Raw genomic sequence first — 22,678 nt, 5'->3', positions numbered from 1 at the left:
CCGCATCATGAACCTCAACACCATCACCGAGGTGAAGCGCCCGCAATCGGCCGATCAGATCACCCAGTGGCGGCCCGGCTATGCCTGGCTGGCGGGCGGCACCTGGCTGTTCTCCGAGCCGCAATTCGGCACCGATACGCTGATCGACCTGCAAGGGCTGCGCTGGCCGGCATTGACGCCTTCCGCATCGGGGCTGGAGATCGCCGCGACCTGCCATATCGCCGAGCTGTTCGCCTTCAGCGCCCCGCCCGAATGGCGCGCGGCTCCGCTCATCCGCGATTGCTGCAACGCCTTCCTCGCCTCGTTCAAGATCTGGAACGCCTCGACGGTCGGCGGCAATATCTGCATGTCGCTGCCTGCCGGTCCGATGATCTCGCTGACGGCGGCGCTGGAAGGCGTCTACACGCTCTGGCCGCGGGACGGTGCGCCGCGCGAGGTGGCGGCGGTCGATTTCGTCACCGGCGACAATGCCAACATCCTGGCGCCGGGCGAGCTCTTGCGCAGCATCCTGCTTCCGGCGTCGGCGCTGTCGAAGCGCTTCGCCTTCCGCCATGCCTCGATGACCAAGCTCGGGCGGTCGGCGGCGCTCATCGTCGGCACGCAAGGCGAGGGCGATCTCTTGCTGACCATCACCGCCGCGACGCCGCGCCCGATCCAGTTCTACTTCCCCGAAATGCCTCCGGCCACCGCTCTGCGGCGCGCCATCGACGCGCGCATCCCGGCGGACGGCTATTTCAACGACGTGCACGGCTCGGCGGCGTATAAGCGCCACCTCACCCTTTATTTCGCCGAGCAGATCCGGGCGGAACTGGCGGCGGCATGAACCACACCCCCGCCGATCAGCCGCAACCGGCGCCTACCGCCGACGCCCCGCGCAACGGCTACACCATCAACGGCAAGCTTTATTTCGCCGAGCCTCAGCCCGGCCAATGCCTGCGCACTTTCCTGCGCGAGCGCGGCGTGTTCGGCGTCAAGAAAGGCTGCGACCAGGGCGATTGCGGCGCCTGCACCGTCTGGCTCGACGGCACGCCGGTGCATTCCTGCCTGATGCCCGCCTTCCGCGCCGCTGGACGCGAGGTCACAACCGTCGAAGGACTTGCCCCGCCGGACGGCTCGCTGCATCCGGTGCAGCAGGCGTTTCTGGGCGCGCAGGCCTTCCAATGCAGCTTCTGCACGGCGGGCATGATGATGACCTGCGCCGCGCTGACCGATGCGCAGAAAGAAGACATGCCGCAGGCGCTGAAGGGCAATCTCTGCCGCTGCACCGGCTACCGCGCCATCGCCGACGCGATGCACGGCCGCGCCGAGATCGCCGAGGACATCGCCGGCGAGGCTTGCGGCGCCAGCGTGCCGAGCCCGCTCGCCCATGCCATCGTCACCGGCGAGGCGCGCTACACCATGGATGTCGCCATGGAGGGGATGCTGCATCTGAAGGTGCTGCGCTCGCCGCACGCCCATGCCCGCATCCGCGCCATCGGCCGCGACAGGGCGATGGCGGTGCCGGGCGTCGCCGCGATCTTCACCTGGGAGGATGTGCCGCGCCGCCTCTACAGCACCGCCACGCATGAGGACCATCTGGTCGATCCCGACGACAGCTACATGCTCGACAATGTGGTGCGCTTCGCCGGCCAGCGCGTCGCCGCTGTCGTTGCCGAGACCGAGGCCGCCGCCGAAGCCGCCTGCCGCCTGCTCGAGGTCGAATATGAGATCCTGCCCGCCGTGTTCGATCCGGTCGCGGCGATGGCGCCGGGCGCGCCGCGCATCCATGACGAGCGCGGCGAGGAGCGCGGCAACATCTATGCCGACATCCACGGCGAGATCGGCAGCGTCGCCGAGGGCTTTGCCTCCGCCGACGCCGTGCATGAGATGACCTATTCCACCTCGCGCGTGCAGCATGTGCATCTGGAGACGCACGGCTCCATCGCCTGGCAAGGCGAGGATGGCCGCGTCCACATCCGCACCAGCACGCAGGCGCCCTTCATCGCCAAGCAGAAGTTGTGCCATCTGTTCGGCCTCAGACCCAGCGACGTGCATGTCTTCACCGAGCGCGTCGGCGGCGGGTTCGGCGGCAAGCAGGAGATGATTTCCGAAGACCTGTGCCTGCTGGCGGCGCTGAAGACCGGCCGCCCGGTGCAATGGGAATTCACCCGCGAGGAGCAGTTCATCGGCGCAACGACCCGGCATCAGATGACGACCCGCGTAAAACTCGGCGCGCGGCGCGACGGCACGCTGACCGCCATCGAGCTGCATGTGGTCTCGAACACCGGCGCCTATGGCGGCCATGCCAGCGAGACGCTGGGGGCCTCGCTCGGCGGGCCGATGACGGCCTATCGCTGCCCGAACAAGAAGGCGGCGGGCTACGCGGTCTACACCAACATGGTGCCGGGCGGCGGCTTTCGCGGCTATGGCTCGTCGCAGACCGCCTTCGCCATCGAGTGCGCCATCGACGAACTCGCCCGGCTGCTCGGCATCGATCCGTTCGCGATGCGGCGCAAGAACATGATCCTGCCCGGCGACTGGATCGAATCGGCCTGGAACGACCCGTCCGACGTCGATTTCGGCAGCTACGGCCTCGACCAGTGCCTCGATTTCGTCGAGGGCGCGCTGGCGAAGGGCGGCGGCCTTCCAAAGCCCGAGGGCGAGGAATGGGCCGAGGGCACGGGCGTCGCGCTCGCCATGCTGGAATGCGGGCCGCCGACCGAGCACCGCAGCGGCGCGCAGATGCGGCTTTTGCCGGACGGCAGCTATCACCTCGCCGTCGGCTCGACCGAGATGGGCAACGGTTCCATCACCTCGCACAGACAGATCGCCGCCTCGCTGCTCAGCGCCCGCGCCGACCGCATCGCCATCGTCAATGCCGATACCGACCTCGCCCCCTACGACACCGGCACCTTCGCCAGCACCGGCACCGTCGTCGCCGGGCAGGCGGTCAGGATGGCGGCGGAGGCCATGCGCGACAGCATCCTCGGTTTCGCGCGCCGCCATACCGGCGCCGATTGCCGTCTCGACGACAACGCCGTCATCTGCGGCAATGAACGAGTAGGGCTCGCCGAGCTCTATGCCATCGGCACCAGGGCCGGGCATCATTTCGAGGCGAAGCGCAAATCCTATCTGTCGCTGCGCTCGGTCGCTTTCAACGTGCAGGGCATACGGCTGGCGGTGCACCGCGCAACCGGCGAGATCCGCATCCTGCACAGCGTCCACGGCGCCGATATCGGCCGCCTCATCAACCCGATGCAGTGCCGGGGCCAGATCGAGGGCTCCATCGCCATGGGCATCGGCTGGGCGCTGACCGAGCAGATGGTCTACGACGCCGAAGGCCGGATGGTGAACCCGGCGCTGCGCAATTACCGCATCCCCTCCTATGCCGACGTTCCGCCGACCGAGGTCTTCTTCGCCGACACCTATGACCGCATCGGCCCGCTCGGCGCGAAATCGCAAGGCGAATGCGCGATCAACCCGGTCGCCCCAGCCATCGCCAACGCGCTTGCCGATGCGACCGGCGTGCGCTTCCCGCATCTGCCGCTGCTGCCGGACCGCATCTTCGCAAAACTGGCGCCGCACGCATGAATGTCATGGAGCGTCCCGCCAGCACGAATGTCACCATCGTCACGCAGACCCGCGTGCGCGCCGAGGCGTTCGAACCTTTCGCCACCTGGCAGGACGAGACCAGCGCCATCATCGCCAAATTCCCCGGCTTCATTCAGCAGACGGTGATGCCGCCGAGCCCGCCCGCCCAGGCCGACTGGGTGATCCTGCAGCGCTTCACCAGCTCCGACGCCGCGCTCGGCTGGCTGAAATCGGAGGCACGGCTGAAGCGCATCGAGGGCGCCGCGCCGATGCTGCTCGGCACCGACGACATCCACATCGTCAACGACAGCGGCGGGGGCGTGCTGCCCGCGCCCGTCTCCGCCGTCATCTCGACGCGGATCAAGCCCGGCGGCGAGGCCGCCTATCGCGCCTGGGAAATGCGCATCGCCGCTGCCCAGTCGCGCGCGCCCGGCTTCCAGGGCTACCGCTTCGAGCCGCCCGTCCCCGGCGTGCAGGACGACTGGCTGGCCATCTTGCGCTTCGACACCGAGGCCAATCTCGAGCGCTGGCTCGCCTCGCCGGAGCGGCAAAAACTGCTGGAGGAGGCGAGCGCCTTCACCGAGGAATTCCACGCCCGCATCGCCCGCACCGGCTTCGACCAATGGTTTCCCACCACCGCCAATACGGGCGCGCCGCCTCCCGCCGCCTGGAAGCAGAACATGCTGGTTCTGCTGCTGCTTTACCCGATCGTGTTCCTGTTTGGCAGCCTCGTGCAGGCACCCGTGCTGATCGGTCTCTTCGGGCTGCCCTTCGCCATAGCCCTGTTCATCGGCAATACGGTCAGCGTGCTGCTGCTGAGCGTCCTCGTCCCCCGCGCCAGCGAGCGCCTTGCCTGGTGGCTTCAGCCTTCGCACCGGGTGATCGAGATCGCGGGGACGATCCTGGTCGTCGCGCTCTATGCGGCGATGTTGCTGGCGTTCTGGTGGCTGTCCTGAGCAAGATCATAGAGATTCAACCAATCGGTTGACTCTTCCAATCCGCCCCGCTACATTCAACCTTATGGTTGAATTAGAAGCACCCCAACTGAACACCGTTTTCCACGCGCTGGGCGACGCCACGCGGCGCCAGATGCTGCGCGACCTCGCTGGCGGCGAGCGGACGGTCGGCCAGCTTGCGCATCCGTTCGCGATCTCGCTCGCGGCGGCCTCGAAGCACATCAAGGTGCTGGAGGCTGCCGGCCTGATCCGGCGTGAGGTGCGTGGGCGCACGCATCTGTGCCGGCTCGACCCCGGGCCGCTCGCCAGCGCGCATGAATGGCTGAGCGCCTATGAGCGCTTCTGGACCGGGCGCCTCGACATTCTCGAACGGCTCCTGCGCGAGGAGGACGCCAGCCGGTCCTCGCCCCCTAAACAAGGAGATGGCACATGAAAGTCCCGGCAAGCCCGGACCCTTATGGCGCGCTGATCGAGCCCGCCACCTTCAAGATTCAGCGGCTTCTGCCCGGTCCGATCGAGCGCATCTGGGCCTATCTCACCGAGAGCGAGCTGCGCCGCAAATGGCTGGCGGCGGGCGAGATGCAGATGAGCGTCGGCGCGCCGTTCGAGTTCGTCTGGCGCAATGACGAGCTCACCGGCGGCGGCCGGCGCCCGCCCGGCCATTCCGAGGAACACCGGCTGCAAAGCCGGATCGCCGAGCTCGACCCGCCGCGCAAGCTCGCCATCGAATGGGGCAGCACCGGCGGCGTCACCTTCGAGCTGGAGCCGGAGGGTGATCAGGTGCTGCTGACCATCACCCATCGCCGCGTCACCGACCGCACCACCCTGACCAATGTCAGCGCCGGCTGGCACGCCCATCTCGACGTCCTCGTCGCCCGCGCGACGGGCCAGGAGCCGGAGCCGTTCTGGGATGAATGGACGCGGCTGCGGCCCGAATATGAGCGGCGCCTGGGGGCCTGACCGCCGCGCCGCGAAAGAGCATCAACGAACAGGAGGTTCACCATGCAGCATCAAGTCGTATCGCGCGACGAGTGGCTCGCGGCCCGGATCGCGCTGCTTAAGGAAGAGAAGGAATTGACCCGGCGCAGCGATGAGGTCGCGCGGCGGCGGCAGGCGCTGCCCTGGGTCCGGGTCGATAAAGCCTACCGCTTCGAGACCGACGAGGGGAGCGCGTCGCTCGCCGATCTGTTTCGCGGGCGCTCGCAGCTTCTCGTCTATCATTTCATGTTCGGGCCGGACTACAAGGCGGGCTGCCCGTCCTGCTCGGCGATCGCGGACGGGTTCAACGGCATCGCCGTCCATCTGGAAAACCATGACGTGGCCTTCACGGCGGTGTCGCGGGCGCCGCTCGCCAAGCTGCAGGCATTCGAGCGGCGGATGGGCTGGAGCTTTCCCTGGGCGTCGTCCTTCGGCAGCGACTTCAATTTCGACTACAATGTCTCGTTCACCGAGGAGCAGCAGCGTGAGGGCACCGTTGCCTATAATTACAAAAGCGGCGGCGGCGCGCTTAAACCCGGCGCGGACGGCGCGGGCACGGCGGTCGCCTCCTTCGCCAATATGGCCGGAACCAGCGTCGCCGACTATGTCCGCGAGCGGCCCGGCATGAGCGCCTTCGCCCGCGAGGACGGTGCCGTCTATCACACCTATTCGACCTATTCGCGCGGCGTTGACGCCATCTGGGGCATGTATCCGTGGCTCGACCGCGCACCCAAGGGGCGCAACGAGGGGGCGGGCGTCTGGTGGCGCCGCCATGACGAATACGGCCGGGACTGAACCGATGATACGCATTGCCGAGCGGACCGGGCCGGCGCCTTTTCTGCCGGAGGGCGTCGCCTTTTGCGGCTGCGACTTCCGGCTGGACGGCACCAGCCCGGCTCCGGACCTGCCCGCCTTGCCGGCATCGCTCGCCCGGGCGGTGCCGAAACGGCAGGCGGAGTTCCTTGCCGGCCGCTACTGCGCCGGGCGGGCGATCGAGCGGCTGACAGGGAGCCGCGCCGAAGTGCCGATCCGGCCCGACCGCAGCCCGGCCTGGCCCGATGGCCTCACCGGCAGCATCACCCATGGCGAGGGCTACGCCGCCGCCGTCGCCGCGCCAGCAAGCCTCCATGCCGGATTAGGGCTCGACTATGAGACGGTCATGCCGGCCGATCGCGCCGGGTCCCTCCGCGACTTGATCGTAACCGCCGCCGAGCTAGCGCTTGCCCCCCACGGCATGGCGTTCGCCTCGTTTCTGACGCTGGCCTTTTCGGCGAAGGAGGCGCTGTACAAGGCCATCTATCCGCGTTTGCGCCTGTTCATGGACTTCCACGCCGCCGAAATCACCGCCTGCGCGCCCGGCGCCATCACCCTGTCGATCTCCCCGGACCGCTACCCGGCGCTGCGGGACTTGACCCCGTCATCATCCTTCGGCGTGCGCTATGTTTTCGTGGACGACGGCGTTTTGACCTTTCTCGCGATCTGACCAGCCGCGCCCGCCTACATCACCGCGCCGATCTGCCAGGGGACGAATTCATGGTCGCCATAGCCGAGCTGTTCGGATTTCGAGCGGCTGCCCGAGGCGACGTCCACCAGCATCTTGAAAATCTCGCGGCCCTTGGCCTCGAGCGGCAAACCGTCCAGCACTTCGCCGCAATCGATGTCCATGTCCTCGGTCATGTTGCGGTACATCTCGCTGTTGGTGGCGAGCTTGATCGAGGGCACCAGCCGGTAGCCGAAGGCCGAGCCGCGCCCCGTCGTGAAGGCGATCAAATTGGCGCCCGAGGCCACTTGCCCCGTCACCGAGCAGGGATCATAGCCGGGCGAATCCATGAACACGAAACCCTTGCGGGTGATCGGCTCGCCATAGCGGTAGACGCCGGTCAGCGGCGAGGTGCCGCCCTTGGCCGCCGCGCCGAGCGATTTTTCCAGGATCGTCGTCAGCCCGCCGAGCTTGTTGCCGGGCGAGGGATTGTTGTTCATGTCGCCGCCGAGTTTCGACGTGTAGTCCTCCCACCAGCGGATCAGCTTGACGAGATCCTCGCCGACGGCACGGTCGGCGGCGCGGCGGGTGAGCAAATGCTCGGCGCCGTAGATTTCCGGCGTCTCCGAAAGGATCGCGGTGCCGTCCGCCTGCACCAGCAGGTCGGCGGCGAAACCGAGCGCGGGGTTGGCCGAGATGCCGGAATAGCCGTCCGAGCCGCCGCATTGCAGGCCGACGCTCAGCTCCGAAACCGGGATCGGCTCGCGCGCCGCCGCATTCACCATCGGCAGCATTTCGCCGATCACGGCGAGCGCCCGCTCGATGGTCTTGCGCGTGCCGCCGGCCGCCTGGATGGTCATCTGGCGAAAACTCTCGCTGTCTTTCAGGCCATAGGTTTCCATCAGGCGCGGGATCTGGAACACCTCGCAGCCGAGCCCGATCATCAGCGCGCCGCCGACATTGGGGTTGCCGGCATGACCCCACAGCGTGCGCTGCAAAAGCTCATAGCCCTCGCCACTCGCTGCCATGCCGCAGCCGGTGCCATGGGTGAAGGCGACGACGCCGTCGACATTGGGATAGGCGTCGAGCAAGCCGCTTTCGTTGGCGGCGCGGGCGACGAGGCGGGCAACCGTCGCCGAGCAATTCACGCTGGTCAGCACGGCGATGTAATTGCGCGTGCCGGCCTTGCCGTTCCGGCGCCGAAAGCCTTGAAACGTCGTCGGCAAGCCCTCCAGCGAGGGCGGCGTCCAGCCATTGTCCTCGGCGAAGGCATAGTCGCGCTCGAACGTGCCCATGCCGCAATTATGCTCGTGCACATGCGCGCCCTGTGCCACGTCCTGGCTGGCGAAGCCGATGATCTGGCCGAATTTGCGCACCGGCTCGCCCTTGGCGATAGGTCGCGTCGCCAGCTTGTGCCCGCGCGGGATGCGGCCAGCCACGCTGATGCCTTCGACGGAAAAGCCCGCCGCGACCTGGTCGAGACAGACGATGACATTGTCCTCGGAATGGAGTCGGACGGTGCGCGGCGCGCTGGTGGCCATGGATTCAATGCCTCGGTTTGCCGTGTTGCCCGGCATGATGTCGTTTCCTCATGGTTAACACAATATGAGACGCCGCCGCTCCGCGCCAGGGCCGTCGCGGGGGATGCGGCAACGTCGATCGCTACAACTCGAACGGGCGCAGGCTTGCCCGGCGAGGCGCGGACGGCATAGATGGTAGGAAGCCGAAGCTTTGCGGAGTTGCCATGGCCGTGACCCAATTCGAGACGCCGACGCTTTCGATCGGCTGTGAAATCTCCGGGCCGGAGGCCGGATCGTCGGTCATGTTGCTGCATGGCTGGCCGGACGATGCCCGGACCTGGGACGGCGTTCTGCCCGCGCTGCACGCCGCCGGGCACCGCACCTACGTGCCGTATTTGCGCGGCTATGGGCCGACCCGCTTCCGCGATGCCGCCACCATGCGGTCGGGGCAGCTTGCGGCGCTCGGCCAGGATGTGATCGAACTGGCCGACGCCCTCGGGCTTAGCCGTTTCGCTGTCATCGGCCATGATTGGGGCGCGCGGGCGGCCTATATCGCCTCGGCGCTGGCGCCGGAGCGCATCGGTTTCTGCGTCGCCATTTCGGTCGGCTGGGGGACGAACGATCCGGACCAGGTCTTGCCGCTGAAGCAGGTGCAGAATTACTGGTACCACTGGTACATTGCGCTGGACCGTGGCGCCGATCTCCTCCGCAACGACCGCGCCGCTTTCACCCGCTATATCTGGGAGATCTGGAACCCGAACTGGCGCTTCCCGGACGCGGTTTTCGCGGAGACCGCGCGCTCCTTCGAGAACCCGGATTGGGCCGATGTCGTGCTGCATTCCTACCGGGTGCGCTGGGGCCATGCCGAGGGCGATCCGCGCTATGCCGGCATCGAGGCGCGGCTGCGCGCCGATCCGACCATCGCCGTGCCGACCCTGATGATCCATGGCGGCGGCGACCCCTGCAACGATCCCGCCAGCTCCGCGGGCAAGGAGGGGCTTTTCAGCGGTCCCTATGAGCGGGTGGTGCTCGACCGCATCGGCCATTTCCCGCAGCGCGAAGCCCCCCAGGCCGTCGCCGCCGCCATCCTGCGGCACCTGCGCATCGAGTGATTAGCGCCGCCGCCCTGGTCGCTGGACCGGGATCATCCTGGCCGGAAGCAACACGGCTGCTTCTCGCCGCAGCCCACCCTCTCCGAGGGGAGAGGGTGACGCGCGAAGTGCGCCGGGTGAGGAATTGCGGACTCAATGGCCGACTCACGAACCCCTCACCCCCGCCCTCTCCCAAGGGAGAGGGAGTCCGGCTGCGGATCTTGCGACACTGCGCCACCATCTTAAGCAGTGCGCTTTAGAGCCGGGGCCTACCCGCATCGCCGCGCCTACCCGCGCGAGCGCCGGCTCTGGGCCGGTCGGACTTGATGCTTCAGCCAATTGGCGATCTCGGTGAGGCGCATGGCCGGGTCGAGCACGTCGGCGTCGACGCTGAGCTGCCAGGCAAGATCCCGCCGGGCGGGGTCGCGGCCGATGGCGCGGATGTCCTCGGCATGGGCGGCGAGCGCTTCGGGGGAGGCGTAGACGCCGTCGGCGAGCAGCCTTTCGCCATAGCGCTCGATGACGGCGGCGATGTCGGCGAAATGATATTCGGGGTGGTATTGCACGCCCCAGAACACGCCGCCCGCATGGCGGATTTCCGCCGCCTGCACCTGCGTCATGGCGTTGGTGGCGGTGACGGTGATGTCGGGCGGCAAGGCGCCGATTTCGTCGCTATGCACGGTCGGGGCGTCGAAGGCGAGCGGGCGGCCCTCATGCATGGGATGGGCCTGTCCGGCGCCGGTCAGCGCGATCTTGCGACCGAAGCCGATTTCGCGGCCTTTCGGATTGAGCCGCACCGCGCCGCCCGCCGCCGCCGCCGCGACCTGCAAGCCCCAGCACGAGCCGAAGAACGGCACGCGCGAGTCGAAAACCTCGCGGGCAAAGTCGACCTGGGCGAGCGATGCCGGCTCGGCCCTCCAAAGGTTCAGGGACGAGCCGGTGATGGCGACGCCGTCATAATCGGCAAGGCCGGCGCGGGCGGGCAGGTTCGCGCCGGGATCGGCGGGGAAGCAGATGTCCACCACCGCGTCGGCGGCGAGGTCTTGCAGCACCTTGGCGTAATGGGCGCTGGCGGTCAGGCCGGTCTGGGCCTCGTGGCTGGCACGGGTCTCGGCCGTGTTGCCCTCGGCGACAAGCAATCGGAGCGTCATGGCATCAGGCGCCGGCGCCGAGTTCGCCGCGAATGGCGGCGTGGATGACGGTCTTGAACTCCGCCGCCTTCATCGGCACCGGATTGCCGCCGGTCGACGGATCGGCCTCGGCTTTGACGGCCAGTTCGTCCAGCCGGTCCTCGGTGACGCCGACCTCGGCGAGCGTATGCGGCACGAAGAGGTCGCGGCGGAAAGCGAGCAGCCAGTCCTGCACGGCGGGAAAACCGTCGCCCGGCAGGTCGAGCGCGCGGGCGACCCGGACCAGCTTCTCCTCGATGGCGGGACGGTTGAACGCCAGCACGTAGGGCAGCACGATGCCGTTGGTCATGCCGTGATGGGTGTCGTAGATGGCGCCGACCGGGTGCGAGATCGAATGCACCGCGCCGAGGCCCTTCTGGAACGCCGCCGCGCCCATCGATGCCGCCGCAAGCATCCGCGAGCGGGCCTCGATGTCCCCGCCATCGGCGACCGCGCGGGGCAGATAGTCCTTGATGAGGCGCAAGCCCTCCAGCGCGATGCCGTCAGCCATCGGGTGAAAGCCGGGCGCGCAAAAGGCTTCCAGGCAATGGGCGAGCGCGTCGAAGCCGGTCCAGGAGGTCAGTTTCGGTGGCAGGCCGACGGTCAGCTCCGGGTCGGAGATGACGATCTTCGGGAGCATCAGCGGGTGGAAGATGATCCTTTTGTCGTGCGTCGCCTCATTGGTGACGACGGCGGCGCGGCCGACTTCGGAGCCGGTGCCGGCGGTGGTCGGCACGGCGACGATGGGCGCGATGCCGGCGGGATCGGCGCGCGTCCACCAGTCGCCGATATCCTCGAAATCCCAGATCGGCCGCGTCTGGCCGGACATAAAGGCGATGCATTTGCCCACATCCAGCCCCGAGCCGCCGCCGAAGGCGATGACGCCGTCGCACTCGCCCGCGCGATATGCGGCGAGCCCGGCCGTGACATTCGGCTCGGTGGGGTTGCCCTTGACGCCGGAGAACAGCGTCGCGGCAAGCCCGGCCTCGGCCAGCACATCCATCGCGGCGGCGATCATCGGCGTGGCTTTCAGCCCATCATCCGTCACCAGCAGCGGGCGGGAGATGCCCGCCAGCCTGCACGCCTCGGGGAGTTCCTTGATGCGCCCCGGCCCGTGCAGCACGCGTGTCGGGTAATTCCAGCTTCCGGTCAAAATCGCAGTCATCGCAATGTCCTAAGCGGGATGAAGATGTTCTCGAAATCCCCGCGAAGGCGGGGATCCAGTACGCCGCAGCAATTGAGGTGAGGCAGAACGCCAATTTCGAGTTTGTGAAGACTGAATCCCCGCTTTTGCGGGGATTTCGGTTGAGTGATGGGCGAGCGGTCCATCCGAAGCGGCTCTCGAATCAAAGTTTTGTCCGCAGGTGATAGCCCTTGGGCTGCGTCAGCGTCTGGTAGCCGAGCACGGACAAGGCCGCGCCGCGCCCGGTGTGCTTGACGCCGGTCCAGGGCAGGCCGGGATCGACGTAATCGCAGCGGTTCATGAACACGGTGCCGGTTTCGATCTCCGCGCCGATGCGCTCGGCGGCCTCCGCATCAGACGTCCAGATCGAGGCCGTGAGGCCGAATTCGCTGTCGTTCATCAGCCGGATGGCCTCGGCTTCCGACGCCACCTTCACGATGCCGACTACCGGGCCGAAGGTCTCCTCGCGCATGACGCGCATCGAGTGATCGACGTTGGTGAGCATTTGTGGCGCGAGATAGGGCGTGCCGGGTTCGTCCGCGTCGAAGGCTTTCGCATCGACATGCGCATGGGCGCCCTTGGCGACCGCCTCGGCGATATGCTCGCGGACCGTGGCGGCGAGGCGCGCCTGCGCCATCGGCCCGAGCGTGGTTTCCGTCTCCAGCGGATCGCCGAGCACATAGCCACGCGCCAGCGTCTCGAAGCCGGCGACGAAATCGTTGTAGACGCTGGAGTCGACATAGATACGCTCGATGCCGCAGCAGCTCTGGCCGGAGTTGAAATAAGCGCCGTCGACGAGGTTCTCGATGGCGTGGGCGAGGTTGGCGTCGGCGCGGACATAGGCGGGGTCCTTGCCGCCCAGCTCCAGGCCGAGGCTGGCGAAGGTGCCGGCAAGCGCCCGCTCCATCTCGCGGCCGCCGCGCACCGAGCCGGTGAAGCTGACGTGATCGACGAGGCCGGAGCCCATCAGCTTGGCCGCGCCCTCATGCGACATGGCGACGTGCTGGAACAGGCCCTCCGGCAGCCCGGCGCGGTCCATCGCCATCTGGAAGCGGTCACCGACCAGGATGGTCTGCTCGGAATGTTTCAGGATCACCGCATTGCCCGCGATCAGCGCGGGGACGACGGAATTGACGGTGGTGAGGTAGGGGTAGTTCCAGGGCGCGATGACGAAGACGAGACCGAGCGGCTCGCGCTTGATGGTGCGGATGAAGCCGTCGCGCGGGGCAGGGGAGATCGGCGCGAGCGCTTCCTCGGCGATGCCGGCCATGTGCCGCACGCGCTCCTCGACGCCGCGGATTTCGCCGCCATAGCGGATCGGGCGGCCCATCTGCAGGGCAAGTTCCGGGACGATGTCCTCGTTCATGGCCTTTAGCGCGTCGAGGAAGCGGAGGGCGGCGGCGATGCGGTCCGGCAAGGGCATGCGCGCCCAGGTTTTTTGCGCGGTCCTGGCGGCGGCCACGGCGGCGTCGATCTCGGCAGGCGTGGCGAAGGACCGGCTGTCGAGGACATGGCCGTTGACCGGCGAGGTGCAGATGATGTCAGTCAATGCGGGTTTCCTGTCGAATGCTCATGTCTTTGCGGCCGATCTCCTCACCCACCCGCCTTCGGCGGGAGCCCTCTCCCCCGAGGGAGAGGGCGGGCGCGAAGCGACCGGGTGAGGGGGAGCCGCTTGCGCCTCAGATGATTTCAAAATAGCGCTGCATCTCCCAATCCGTGATGGCGCGGCGGAACTCCCGCTCTTCCCAGGCCCGGGTCGCCGCATAATGCTCGACGAAGGCTTCGCCGAACAGCGCCTTGCCCGCTTCGCTTGCCGCCAGCCGCTCCGACGCCTCGAACAAGGTGCGCGGCAAGGCCCGATCCTTGGGAAAGCTCTTCTCGTAGGCGTTGCCCTCGACCGCCGCGTCCGGCTCGATCTTGTGCTCGATGCCCCACAGGCCCGAGCCGATGGCGGCGGCGAGCGCGATATACGGATTGATGTCCGCCGCCGCGATCCGGTACTCGACGCGCTGCGACTTGGCCGAGCCGGGAATGACGCGCAGCGCGCAGGTGCGGTTCTCGATGCCCCAGCTCGCCTCGGTCGGCGCCCAGAAGCCCGGGATCAGCCGCGTATAGGAATTCACCGTCGAGGCGACCATGCCGAGCAGTTCCGGCATCAGCGCCTGCTGGCCGCCGACGAACCAGCGCATGGTGTCGGACATGCCATGCGGCTTGCCCTCCTCATAGAAAACCGACCCGCCATCCGCCGCCCGGTTGAGCGAGACATGCAGATGGCCCGATTGCCCCGGCCAGTCCTTCGACCATTTCGCCATAAAAGTCGCCATCAGTTTGGAACGCTGGGCAAGGATTTTGGTGAAGGTCTTGAACAGCGCGCCGCGGTCGGCCGCCTCCAGCGCGTCGCTGACTTCGATGGCGGCTTCCAGCACGCCCGGCCCGGTCTCGGTGTGCAGGCCCTCGAGCGGCATCCGCATCTCGCCGCACAGTTCCAAGAGATCGCGGTAGAACTCGGCGTGGACGGAGGCCCGCAGCATCGAATAGCCGAAGAAGCCGGGTGTGAGGTTTTTCAGGCCCCGATAATTCTTCTCGCGGATGCTGTCTGGTGTCTCGTCGAACAGGAAGAACTCGAATTCCGCCGCCGCCTTTACGGCAAAGCCCATATCGGCGGCGCGGGCGAGCACCTTGCGCAGCACCCCGCGCGGGCAGACGGCTTCGGCCGGCCCGGCGAATTCGGCCAGGAACAGCAGCATGTCGCCTTCGAAGGGCACCGGGCGGCAGGTCTCCGGCAAGACGCGCACGGCGGCGTCGGGATAGGCGGTGTGCCAGCCGGTGAAGCTGACATTGTCGTAGAGCTGGTCGTTGGAGTCCCAGCCGAGCACCACGTCGCAAAAGCCAAAGCCCTTGTCGAGCGAGGCGAAGAACTTATCGCGGCTCATATATTTGCCGCGCATGACGGCGTCCGCGTCGAACACGCCGACCTTCACATGGGAAAGCCCGCGCTCCTCGACGATGGCCCGCGCGTCGGCGGCGGTTTTCACATCCTGCGGAAGCATCGCAAAAGCCCGTTGCTGGAGAGAAATTGGCGGGGCGCCTCCGGCCCCGCCCGGCACACGCAGCTAGTAGCTCTTATATTCCGCCGCGCCCTTGGTCAGCGCGAACTCCTCCTCCGGCGACAAGACCAGTTTCCTCCGCCCGATCAGCGCGAAATAAACCATGCCGACCGCGAACCAGATCGCGACGCCGATGACGCCCTGCCGGTAGATCGGATCGGCGAACTGGAAGCCGATGGTGATGAGGGCAAGGACGATGGTCACCACCGCGCCGGGGATGCCGAACGGGCTTTTATAGGGCCGCTCGATCTGGGCGTGCTGGGTGCGCAGCAGGATGAACGACACGGCTTGAGCGATATAGGAGCACATGGCGCCGAAAACCGCCATGTTCAGCAAGGTGCCGCCGATGATGCCGGTGCTGGCATCGACGCCGACATAGAACCAGATCGACAGCATGATGGCGAGCGCGACCACCGCCCCGGCGATCATGGCCACATGCGGCGTCTTGAAAGTGTCATGCGTGACCGACAGCCAGCGCGGGAAATAGCCGGCACGCGACAGCGAATAGATCTGGCGTCCCTTGGCGAAGATGATGGTGTGGAAGCTGGCGATCAGGCCGATCACCGCGATCAGCGCCAGCACTTTGGCGATCTCCGTGCCGTAGATGGCGCGGAAGCCGTCGAGCAGCGGCTCGCCCGACGAGGCCAGCGCGAAGGCGCCGGTGATGGTCGAGGTGGCGCCCGTCACGCTGTCGGTCACTTCGCGCGAAACGGGCACGCTGGAGTTCAGCCACAGGATCATGAAGGCCGAGACGATCAGGGTCAGCATGCCGAGGATGATGCCCTTGGGCATGTCCTTCTTCGGGTCGACGGATTCTTCGGCGGCGAGCGGCAATTGCTCGATGGCGAGGAACAGCCAGACCGCGAAAGGCATCGCCGCCAGCGCGCCCCAGATGCCGAAGGGCAGGAACGGCCCATGGCCCTCGGGTAATTCGACCGCCGAGCCGTCCGGGCCGACGCCGATATTCAGCGCCCAGCGATTGAAGTCGACGGCCGGCAAAGCACTCAGCCAGAAGCCGACGAGGCAGGCCAGCGCCAAAAGCGTCACCGTCAGCGTCACCTTGAAGGACAGCTCGACGCCGGCGATGTTCAGCCCGACGAAGATCAGATAGCAGGCGATCCAGTAGAACGGTTGAAATCCCGGCCCGGTACCAAATATGGAGCCCAGATAGGAGCCGATGAAAAACACCACCACGGCCGGCGTGACCACATATTCGACATTCTCGAACAGCCCGGTGATGAAGCCGCCCCACGGCCCCATCGTCGTGCGCGCGAAGGAATAGGCGGCACCCGTATGCGGCAAGGCTGGCGACATTTCCGCGATGCAGAAGACGAGACCGAGATACATAATCGCGATCAGGATCGCCGCGATCAGGAGACCGCCCCAACCGCCCGGCGCGAGGCCGAAATTCCAGCCCGAAAAATGTCCCGAGATCACCGCGCCGACCCCCAGCGCCCACAGGCTCGCGACGCCCGCATATCGTCTCAATCCGCGCTTTTCGAAATAGGCGCTGTCCACGCTGTTGTAGATAACGCCGCCCTGCCCATCCTGCGCCATGCTCGAATTCCTCATATTGGAAATCTGCGGGAAAGATCTGCCCGCCTTGCGCTGCTCGCCCCAAGCCCGTTCATATTATTGAAAGAAATTTTTCTCTGGAATAATCATTCCAAAGAACCTCTACTTGAGTCAAGACGGAATGAAAGAACCATTTTTCAAAAGGCAGCTTGACAATGGAACGGGGCGGCATGGCCGGGTCTGATGGCGGCGGGCGCGAGAATACGGCCGCGGCGATCGCCCGGATCTGGCCGAACCTGACCGCGCAGGAAGCCCGCGCGGCGGCGCATCTGCGCCAGCATTATCCGGCGGCCGGGCTCGGGCCGATGGCGCGCTTTGCGCGCGAGGCGGGCGTCAGCCCCCAGACGGTGCTGCGGCTGCTGTCCAAGCTCGATGTCGAGAGCTGGGAGGCGTTCCAGGAGCGGCTGCGGCTGGAGCTGGCCGCTGAGCCGGTGTCGCCGCTCGGGCGCTGGTCGGCGCAGCGGCTGGCCTCGATCGAGGGCGCCGACTGGCTCGGCAGTTTCGCCGGGCGGCTGTCGCGCAACGTGGCCGAGACCTTTGCCGGCTTGCGGCCCGCCGAATTCGAGGCCGCCGCCCTCGCCGTCGCCGATCCCAAGCGCCATGTGCTTGTCATCGGCGGGCGCTTCACCCAGCAATTGGCCCGGCTGCTGGCGCGGCACCTCCAGATCGTGCGCGGCGGCGTCGAGGAGATCGGCAGCCTGTCCTCGACCTGGCCGGATCGGCTGATCGATGTCGGGCGCAAGACAGTGGTCGTCGCCTTCGATATCCGCCGCTATTCCAGCGACGTGGTGCGCTTCACCCAGCTCTCGCGCGAGCAGGGCGCCTGCGTCGTGCTGTTCACCGACGCGCCGAACGCTCCGGCCGTCGAGCACGCGCAGAATGTCTTCATTGGCGCGGTCGAGAGCGGCGGCGCGTGGGACTCGATCACCGCGCTGCTCGGCGTCACCGAAGCGCTGGTCGCCCGCGTCACCGAACTCTCCGGCCTCGATACCGCCGACCGCATGGGGCGGCTGGAGACGCTGCGGCGGCGCCTGTTCGACGAGGGCGGCCGCACGCCTTGAGGCCGGGCAAAGAAGACCCTTTCCGAGATCCCCGCGAAGGCGGGGATCCAGTACGCCGCGCCGCCGCGCAAGTGGTTGGGCACAAAGCCACTTCGAGTTTGTGATTACTGGATCCCCGCCTTCGCGGGGATTTCGTATGTTGAGGGATGACCGCATGGCATTCCGATGCCGGTGGATGACGTAACCGGACTTGCACGTATGATGACGCAGGCGCAATCTGCCGTCGAAATCGCAATCAAGCGATGCCCGAGGCCGCCGCGTGCAGTTTTCCGCCGAATTTGCCGCTGAATTCGAACAGCTTTTGCGCTGGCGGCGGGACGTCCGCCATTTCCGCAAGGAGCCGGTTCCGGAAGATCTGTTCCGGCACATTCTCGCCACAGCCTGCCTTGCCCCGTCGGTCGGACTCAGTCAGCCCTGGCGCTTCGTCCGCGTCGACGAGCCCGGCCGCCGCCTTGCGGTGCGAGACGTCTTCCGCCGCTGCAACGCCGCCGCGCTCTCGGCCCAGGCGCCGGACAAAGCCGGCCTCTACGCCCGGCTGAAGCTCGCCGGCCTCGACGATGCGCCCATCCAACTCGCCGTCTATGCCGAGTCTGAGCCGGCGCAAGGCAGCGGCCTGGGGCGGGCCACCATGCCCGAGACGGTGCATTATTCCGTCGTCACCGCCGTGCATACGCTGTGGCTCTGCGCCCGCGTTCACGGCATCGGCGTCGGCTGGGTGTCGATCATCGAGCCGGAGGCGGTGACGGCGATCCTCGACGTGCCCCAGGCGTGGCGGCTGATCGCCTATCTCTGCATCGGCTATCCCGATGGCCCGGCGGACGAGCCGCTGCTACAGCGCGCCGGATGGGAGAAGCGATGCGATCCCGCCGCGCTCATCCTCGCGCGCTGACGCCGTCCTTTTCGAAATCTGGAAGGCTAACTCTCAATTTCGCGGGCTGTTTGCACGGGATGCAAACCCCAATTGTGGTTTAAGGCCATCGAGCCCGGCCGTCCGCCAAACGGGAAAATATCCCCAAAAGCATAAACATAGGCGGATCGGACAAGAACGAAGCAGAACCGGCGCGTAAGGCTTCCCGCGGTCAAAGCATAGCCGCGATGACGTATGACCTGCCGCCTCGCGCAAGGGATCCGGCAGGACCTTCAGCTTGAAAGGGTAGTCAATGACCACCGCAATCGCCGAAAAGACCAAAAGCCGCAAGGACGACGTAACCGTCACCCACCACCGCACCGCCAAGGTCGACGGCACCAACATCTTCTACCGCGAGGCCGGGCCGAAGGATGCGCCGGTGGTGCTGCTGCTGCACGGCTTTCCGACATCGTCGCATATGTTCCGCAATCTCATCCCGGCGCTTGCCGACCGCTACCGCGTCATCGCGCCGGATTATCCCGGCTACGGCCACAGCGACATGCCGGACCGCGCGGGCTTTGCCTATACGTTCGATCATCTGGCCGAGCTGGTGGACGGGCTGCTGGGCCAGCTCGGCGTCAAGCGCTTCGCCATGTATGTGATGGATTACGGCGCGCCGGTCGGCTGGCGGCTGGCTCTGAAGCACCCGGACAGGGTGTCGGCGCTGATCGTCCAGAACGGCAATGCCTATGAGGAGGGCCTGAAGGCGTTCTGGGATCCGATCAAGACCTATTGGGCGGATGGCTCGGCGGAGAGCCGCAAGGCGCTGAACGGCTTCGTCGCGCCGGAATCGACCAAGGCGCAATATACCGACGGCGTCGCCGATGTCAGCCGCATCGCCCCCGACAATTGGGTGCAGGATCAGGCGCTGCTCGACCGGCCCGGCAATGCCGACATCCAGCTCGACCTGCTCTACGACTACCGCACCAACCTGCCGCTCTATCCCGAGGTCCAGGCCTATTTCCGCAAATACCAGCCGCCGACCCTGATCGTCTGGGGCGAGAACGATTTCATCTTCCCGCCCGATGGCGCGCATCCCTATAAGCGCGATCTCAAGGATCTCGAATTTCACCTGATCCCGACCGGCCATTTCGCGCTGGAAGACCGGGCCGGCGAGATGGTTCCGCTGATCCGCGACTTCCTCGAGCGCAAGCTGACGCGACAATAGAGGCCTCCTCCGGCAAGCCTTCCGGAATATGGCAGGATGCTTGCCGAAGCCGCTATCTGCCGCAAATGATCGTGAGCGCTTAGCTTGTCGCATTGCCGAATGGCGGCGCCCGGGACGGAAGATAGGATCCACCGCGCGCAGCCCCCTGCGGACAGCGCGGTGGATCGCCATACGCAACCGCCGACCAAGGAGTATGACATGAGCCGTCCCCCGCTTCCCCCCTTCAACGCCGAAACCGCCGCCCAGAAGGCCCGCCTCGCCGAGGACGCCTGGAACACCCGCGATCCGGCCCGCGTCGCGCTCGCCTATACGGTCGACAGCCAATGGCGCAACCGCGCCGAATTCGTGCAGGGCCGCGAGGCCATCGAGGCATTCCTCACCCGCAAATGGCAGCGCGAACTCGACTACCGCCTGATTAAGGAAGTTTGGGCCTTCCACGAGAACCGGATCGCCGTGCGCTTCGCCTATGAGTGCCACGACGACAGCGGCAACTGGTATCGCAGCTACGGCAACGAGAATTGGGAGTTCGACAATGAGGGCCTGATGCGCCGTCGCATCGCCAGCATCAACGACCTGCCGATCAAGGAGAGCGAGCGCAAATTTCACTGGCCGCTCGGCCGCCGCCCCGACGATCACCCCTCGCTCAGCGATCTCGGCCTCTAGGGCAGCGCGGCAAATCAGACGGACGTGGCCCGCCAGCCGGGCCGCAGCGGGTCTCGAGGGTTGGGGTGAGGGGGTAATCGCTATCGGTAGGACGGGGCTTTGCCTCACGGAGAGGCATTACCCCCTCACCCGGCACGCTTTTAGCGTGCCACCCTCTCCCCATGGGAGAGGGAAGAAGCGGCGCCGCCTTCATCGGGACTTTGCGCGTCGCCTTCGGCCTCTCCTCCGACGTCCCGGGCGGCCGTCAGGCCGGACCGGGACCCCAATCCCCGATCCGCGAGCGCTGCGGCAAGCGGATTAGGCGAGTAGGCCCGGCTCTGACGGCCGGGGCGACGAATTGAGATTCAAAACGAAGCGATCACGGTCGAAGCGAACGGGGACACGCGATATGGACGAGGACATGGACATGCGCTTTGAGCAAACCCCCTCCAGCGACGTCGCCTTCACGCCGGCGGTCAAGGCGATCCAGGCGCGCAAGGGATCGCGCCATGGCTATGAGCGCATGGAGGAGCGCGGCGGCTGGGACACCACGATCGGTCCTGACCTCGCCGCCTTTATCGCGGCGCAGACCAGCGTCTTCTTCGCCACCGCCAGCAAGGACGGCCAGCCCTACATCCAGCACCGGGGCGGGCCGGCCGGCTTCCTGCGCGTCATCGACGAGAAGACCATCGGCTTTGCCGATTTCGCGGGCAACCGGCAATATATCACCCAGGGCAATCTGGCGGAAAATCCCAAGGCCTATCTGTTCCTGATCGATTACGCCCATCGCCGGCGGATCAAGCTCTGGGGCGAGGCGCGGGTGGTCGAGGACGATCCGGAGCTGATCGAAAAGCTGATGCCGCCGGATTACAAGGCGCGGCCCGAACAGGCAATCCTCTTCACCCTCGCCGCCTGGGATGCGAACTGCCCGCAGCATATTCCGCAGCGCTTCGAGGCCGCCGATGTCGCCGCCGCGCTGGAGGCGAGGGACGCCCGCATCCAGGCGCTCGAGGCAGAGGTCAAGCGTCTGCGCGACGCGGCTGGGAGCGCCTAAGGCCGCGCAATCAGACAAAAACCGGCGAATTCGACAATTCCGCAACTTGAAAGCATTGGATTATAAACTCCCCGCAAACTGAGCTGCTGCGTCCGGCGATCTCCCTCGTCCGGCGGAACGAGGTCTGCCATGACCGTCCTTGGATCGCATGTGCTGTCGCGCCGCGGTTTCTGCCTCTGCTGCATTGGCGCGGCGGCCTCGGCAGCGGCGGGACGCTGGCTCACGCCGGGCCAAGCCTTCGCCGAGGCCCGGGGTCTCGTCACCCTCATCAAGGACAGCGCGGCGGTCTCGCCCATCGTCACTCACAGGCTGCGCAACAATATCAGCGTGCTGGAAGGGTCCGGCGGCAATATCGCCGTCGTGACCGGCCCGGACGGCAAGGTGCTGATCGACGGCGGCATCGGCGTGTCGCAGCCGCAGATCATGAAGGCGCTCGCAGGTCTCGGCGGCGATCCGGTCACCCATCTCATCAACACCCATTGGCATTTCGACCATACGTCCGGCAATGAATGGCTGCACGCGCAAGGGGCCAAGATCATTGCGCAGGCCAACACCGCCAAGCATCTGTCATCCGTGCAGCGCGTCGAGGATTGGGACTATAATTTCCTGCCGTTGCAGCCCGGCGGCATTCCCAGCGAGCTGTTTCAGTCCACCCACAGCCTGCGGCTCAATGGAAACTCGATCGGGCTCTCCCATCTCGCCCCCGCCCATACGGACAGCGACATCTCCGTCAGCTTCCCGGAGGCCGATATCCTCCATACCGGCGACACCTTCTGGAACGGCGTCTACCCATTTATCGACTATTCGACGGGCGGCAGCATCGATGGCATGATCGCGGCCTGCGACACCAACCTCGCGGCGACCGGCGCAAAGACGATCATCATCCCGGGGCACGGCGCTCCTGTCAGCAACCGGGCCGAGCTGCAGGATTTTCGGGATATGCTTGCCGCCACGCGCGAAAAAGTCGGCGCGCTCAAGCGGGAGGGGCGCACGCGGGACGAGACCGTCGCGGCCAAGCCGACCGCCGCCTTCGACGCCAGATATGGGAGTTTCGTGATCGACCCCGGCTTTTTCACCCGGCTCGTCTACGAGGGCGTCTAACCAAGACGTTCCAGCAATATCAGTAAAATCATGGCGAGATTCGACAATCTCCGTGAAAGGGCCCCGGGCTATTTTGTTTGTACGAGAGGTCGCCGTAAGGGCGCATCGTCTAGGCA

The 22,678-nt window shown here is 66.5% G+C and carries 20 protein-coding genes; 14 read left to right on the top strand and 6 right to left on the bottom strand.

Features of this window, described 5'->3' with window-relative positions; genetic code table 11:
* Positions 1 to 7: 7 nt before the first annotated feature.
* From BLEFHOIH_RS08565 to BLEFHOIH_RS08535, 7 genes are all read left to right on the top strand, one after another.
* Complete coding sequence (locus BLEFHOIH_RS08565; protein WP_088344403.1) at positions 8 to 823, top strand: FAD binding domain-containing protein; 816 nt, start codon at positions 8 to 10, stop codon at positions 821 to 823.
* Positions 820 to 3,570: a molybdopterin cofactor-binding domain-containing protein gene (locus BLEFHOIH_RS08560; protein ID WP_088344402.1), complete on the top strand. Its 2,751-nt coding sequence runs from the start codon at positions 820 to 822 to the stop codon at positions 3,568 to 3,570. Before BLEFHOIH_RS08565 ends, BLEFHOIH_RS08560 begins: the two co-directional genes overlap by 4 nt.
* Positions 3,567 to 4,526: an antibiotic biosynthesis monooxygenase gene (locus BLEFHOIH_RS08555; RefSeq protein WP_088344400.1), complete on the top strand. Its 960-nt coding sequence runs from the start codon at positions 3,567 to 3,569 to the stop codon at positions 4,524 to 4,526. The genes BLEFHOIH_RS08560 and BLEFHOIH_RS08555 overlap by 4 nt, the downstream gene beginning before the upstream one ends.
* Before the next feature lie 64 nt (positions 4,527 to 4,590).
* Entirely contained in the window at positions 4,591 to 4,959 is a 369-nt protein-coding gene (locus BLEFHOIH_RS08550; RefSeq protein ID WP_088344398.1) for a metalloregulator ArsR/SmtB family transcription factor, read from the top strand.
* Positions 4,956 to 5,486 (top strand): SRPBCC family protein, encoded by a 531-nt coding sequence (locus tag BLEFHOIH_RS08545; protein ID WP_088344396.1) that lies wholly within the window; start codon positions 4,956 to 4,958, stop codon positions 5,484 to 5,486. The genes BLEFHOIH_RS08550 and BLEFHOIH_RS08545 overlap by 4 nt, the downstream gene beginning before the upstream one ends.
* A gap of 42 nt (positions 5,487 to 5,528) precedes the next feature.
* Complete coding sequence (locus BLEFHOIH_RS08540; RefSeq protein ID WP_088344394.1) at positions 5,529 to 6,299, top strand: DUF899 domain-containing protein; 771 nt, start codon at positions 5,529 to 5,531, stop codon at positions 6,297 to 6,299.
* Between the two features lie 4 nt (positions 6,300 to 6,303).
* Positions 6,304 to 6,987 (top strand): 4'-phosphopantetheinyl transferase superfamily protein, encoded by a 684-nt coding sequence (locus BLEFHOIH_RS08535; protein WP_170937062.1) that lies wholly within the window; start codon positions 6,304 to 6,306, stop codon positions 6,985 to 6,987.
* Between the two features lie 14 nt (positions 6,988 to 7,001).
* On the opposite strand, the gene BLEFHOIH_RS08530 is transcribed toward BLEFHOIH_RS08535, so the two are convergent.
* Positions 7,002 to 8,525, bottom strand: a complete 1,524-nt coding sequence (locus BLEFHOIH_RS08530; protein WP_088344390.1) for an altronate dehydratase family protein — start codon at positions 8,523 to 8,525, stop codon at positions 7,002 to 7,004.
* Between the two features lie 203 nt (positions 8,526 to 8,728).
* On the opposite strand from BLEFHOIH_RS08530, the gene BLEFHOIH_RS08525 reads away from it, so the two are divergent.
* Positions 8,729 to 9,616 carry an alpha/beta hydrolase gene (locus tag BLEFHOIH_RS08525; RefSeq protein ID WP_088344388.1) on the top strand — a complete coding sequence of 296 codons (888 nt, stop codon included), beginning with the start codon at positions 8,729 to 8,731 and terminating at the stop codon, positions 9,614 to 9,616.
* A gap of 266 nt (positions 9,617 to 9,882) precedes the next feature.
* Here the strand turns inward: BLEFHOIH_RS08525 and BLEFHOIH_RS08520 are convergent, their stop codons facing one another.
* The 5 genes from BLEFHOIH_RS08520 to BLEFHOIH_RS08500 all read right to left on the bottom strand — a co-directional run bounded on the left by BLEFHOIH_RS08520 (position 9,883) and on the right by BLEFHOIH_RS08500 (position 16,611).
* On the bottom strand, positions 9,883 to 10,746 hold the full coding sequence (locus BLEFHOIH_RS08520; protein WP_088344386.1) for a type 1 glutamine amidotransferase: 864 nt from the start codon (positions 10,744 to 10,746) through the stop codon (positions 9,883 to 9,885).
* A 4-nt stretch (positions 10,747 to 10,750) separates the two neighbouring features.
* Positions 10,751 to 11,929 (bottom strand): iron-containing alcohol dehydrogenase, encoded by a 1,179-nt coding sequence (locus BLEFHOIH_RS08515; RefSeq protein WP_088344384.1) that lies wholly within the window; start codon positions 11,927 to 11,929, stop codon positions 10,751 to 10,753.
* A gap of 181 nt (positions 11,930 to 12,110) precedes the next feature.
* Positions 12,111 to 13,496: an aldehyde dehydrogenase family protein gene (locus tag BLEFHOIH_RS08510; protein ID WP_088344382.1), complete on the bottom strand. Its 1,386-nt coding sequence runs from the start codon at positions 13,494 to 13,496 to the stop codon at positions 12,111 to 12,113.
* Between the two features lie 130 nt (positions 13,497 to 13,626).
* Positions 13,627 to 14,997 (bottom strand): glutamine synthetase, encoded by a 1,371-nt coding sequence (locus BLEFHOIH_RS08505; protein ID WP_088344380.1) that lies wholly within the window; start codon positions 14,995 to 14,997, stop codon positions 13,627 to 13,629.
* Between the two features lie 63 nt (positions 14,998 to 15,060).
* On the bottom strand, positions 15,061 to 16,611 hold the full coding sequence (locus tag BLEFHOIH_RS08500) for an amino acid permease (RefSeq protein ID WP_088344378.1): 1,551 nt from the start codon (positions 16,609 to 16,611) through the stop codon (positions 15,061 to 15,063).
* A 188-nt stretch (positions 16,612 to 16,799) separates the two neighbouring features.
* Between BLEFHOIH_RS08500 and BLEFHOIH_RS08495 the strand changes: the two genes are divergently transcribed.
* From BLEFHOIH_RS08495 to BLEFHOIH_RS08470, 6 genes are all read left to right on the top strand, one after another.
* Positions 16,800 to 17,690 carry a MurR/RpiR family transcriptional regulator gene (locus tag BLEFHOIH_RS08495; RefSeq protein ID WP_088344659.1) on the top strand — a complete coding sequence of 297 codons (891 nt, stop codon included), beginning with the start codon at positions 16,800 to 16,802 and terminating at the stop codon, positions 17,688 to 17,690.
* Between the two features lie 259 nt (positions 17,691 to 17,949).
* Positions 17,950 to 18,579, top strand: a complete 630-nt coding sequence (gene bluB / locus BLEFHOIH_RS08490) for a 5,6-dimethylbenzimidazole synthase (RefSeq protein ID WP_088344376.1) — start codon at positions 17,950 to 17,952, stop codon at positions 18,577 to 18,579.
* A 271-nt stretch (positions 18,580 to 18,850) separates the two neighbouring features.
* Positions 18,851 to 19,765 (top strand): alpha/beta hydrolase, encoded by a 915-nt coding sequence (locus BLEFHOIH_RS08485; RefSeq protein ID WP_088344374.1) that lies wholly within the window; start codon positions 18,851 to 18,853, stop codon positions 19,763 to 19,765.
* A 198-nt stretch (positions 19,766 to 19,963) separates the two neighbouring features.
* Entirely contained in the window at positions 19,964 to 20,428 is a 465-nt protein-coding gene (locus BLEFHOIH_RS08480) for a nuclear transport factor 2 family protein (RefSeq protein WP_088344657.1), read from the top strand.
* Between the two features lie 388 nt (positions 20,429 to 20,816).
* Positions 20,817 to 21,461, top strand: a complete 645-nt coding sequence (locus BLEFHOIH_RS08475; RefSeq protein ID WP_245296924.1) for a pyridoxamine 5'-phosphate oxidase family protein — start codon at positions 20,817 to 20,819, stop codon at positions 21,459 to 21,461.
* Positions 21,462 to 21,590: 129 nt separating this feature from the next.
* Positions 21,591 to 22,562, top strand: coding sequence for an MBL fold metallo-hydrolase (locus BLEFHOIH_RS08470; protein WP_088344372.1), 972 nt, complete (start codon positions 21,591 to 21,593; stop codon positions 22,560 to 22,562).
* Positions 22,563 to 22,678: the final 116 nt, after the last annotated feature.

The sequence above is a fragment of the Rhodomicrobium sp. R_RK_3 genome (assembly GCF_002198715.1).
In the GTDB taxonomy this organism is placed as follows: Bacteria; Pseudomonadota; Alphaproteobacteria; order Rhizobiales; family Rhodomicrobiaceae; genus R-RK-3.
The sequence above is the reverse complement of the archived record's forward strand: the minus strand, read 5'-3'. Positions and strand labels throughout refer to the sequence as shown.

Bases quoted from the DNA above. Each gene is read 5' to 3' on its own strand.
- BLEFHOIH_RS08565 (WP_088344403.1), top strand. From the start codon at position 8: ATGAACCTCAACACCATCACCGAGGTGAAGCGCCCGCAATCGGCCGAT.
- BLEFHOIH_RS08560 (WP_088344402.1), top strand. From the start codon at position 820: ATGAACCACACCCCCGCCGATCAGCCGCAACCGGCGCCTACCGCCGAC.
- BLEFHOIH_RS08555 (WP_088344400.1), top strand. From the start codon at position 3,567: ATGAATGTCATGGAGCGTCCCGCCAGCACGAATGTCACCATCGTCACG.
- BLEFHOIH_RS08550 (WP_088344398.1), top strand. From the start codon at position 4,591: ATGGTTGAATTAGAAGCACCCCAACTGAACACCGTTTTCCACGCGCTG.
- BLEFHOIH_RS08545 (WP_088344396.1), top strand. From the start codon at position 4,956: ATGAAAGTCCCGGCAAGCCCGGACCCTTATGGCGCGCTGATCGAGCCC.
- BLEFHOIH_RS08540 (WP_088344394.1), top strand. From the start codon at position 5,529: ATGCAGCATCAAGTCGTATCGCGCGACGAGTGGCTCGCGGCCCGGATC.
- BLEFHOIH_RS08535 (WP_170937062.1), top strand. From the start codon at position 6,304: ATGATACGCATTGCCGAGCGGACCGGGCCGGCGCCTTTTCTGCCGGAG.
- BLEFHOIH_RS08530 (WP_088344390.1), bottom strand. From the start codon at position 8,525: ATGGCCACCAGCGCGCCGCGCACCGTCCGACTCCATTCCGAGGACAAT.
- BLEFHOIH_RS08525 (WP_088344388.1), top strand. From the start codon at position 8,729: ATGGCCGTGACCCAATTCGAGACGCCGACGCTTTCGATCGGCTGTGAA.
- BLEFHOIH_RS08520 (WP_088344386.1), bottom strand. From the start codon at position 10,746: ATGACGCTCCGATTGCTTGTCGCCGAGGGCAACACGGCCGAGACCCGT.
- BLEFHOIH_RS08515 (WP_088344384.1), bottom strand. From the start codon at position 11,929: ATGACTGCGATTTTGACCGGAAGCTGGAATTACCCGACACGCGTGCTG.
- BLEFHOIH_RS08505 (WP_088344380.1), bottom strand. From the start codon at position 14,997: ATGCTTCCGCAGGATGTGAAAACCGCCGCCGACGCGCGGGCCATCGTC.
- BLEFHOIH_RS08500 (WP_088344378.1), bottom strand. From the start codon at position 16,611: ATGGCGCAGGATGGGCAGGGCGGCGTTATCTACAACAGCGTGGACAGC.
- BLEFHOIH_RS08495 (WP_088344659.1), top strand. From the start codon at position 16,800: ATGGCCGGGTCTGATGGCGGCGGGCGCGAGAATACGGCCGCGGCGATC.
- BLEFHOIH_RS08485 (WP_088344374.1), top strand. From the start codon at position 18,851: ATGACCACCGCAATCGCCGAAAAGACCAAAAGCCGCAAGGACGACGTA.
- BLEFHOIH_RS08480 (WP_088344657.1), top strand. From the start codon at position 19,964: ATGAGCCGTCCCCCGCTTCCCCCCTTCAACGCCGAAACCGCCGCCCAG.
- BLEFHOIH_RS08475 (WP_245296924.1), top strand. From the start codon at position 20,817: ATGGACGAGGACATGGACATGCGCTTTGAGCAAACCCCCTCCAGCGAC.
- BLEFHOIH_RS08470 (WP_088344372.1), top strand. From the start codon at position 21,591: ATGACCGTCCTTGGATCGCATGTGCTGTCGCGCCGCGGTTTCTGCCTC.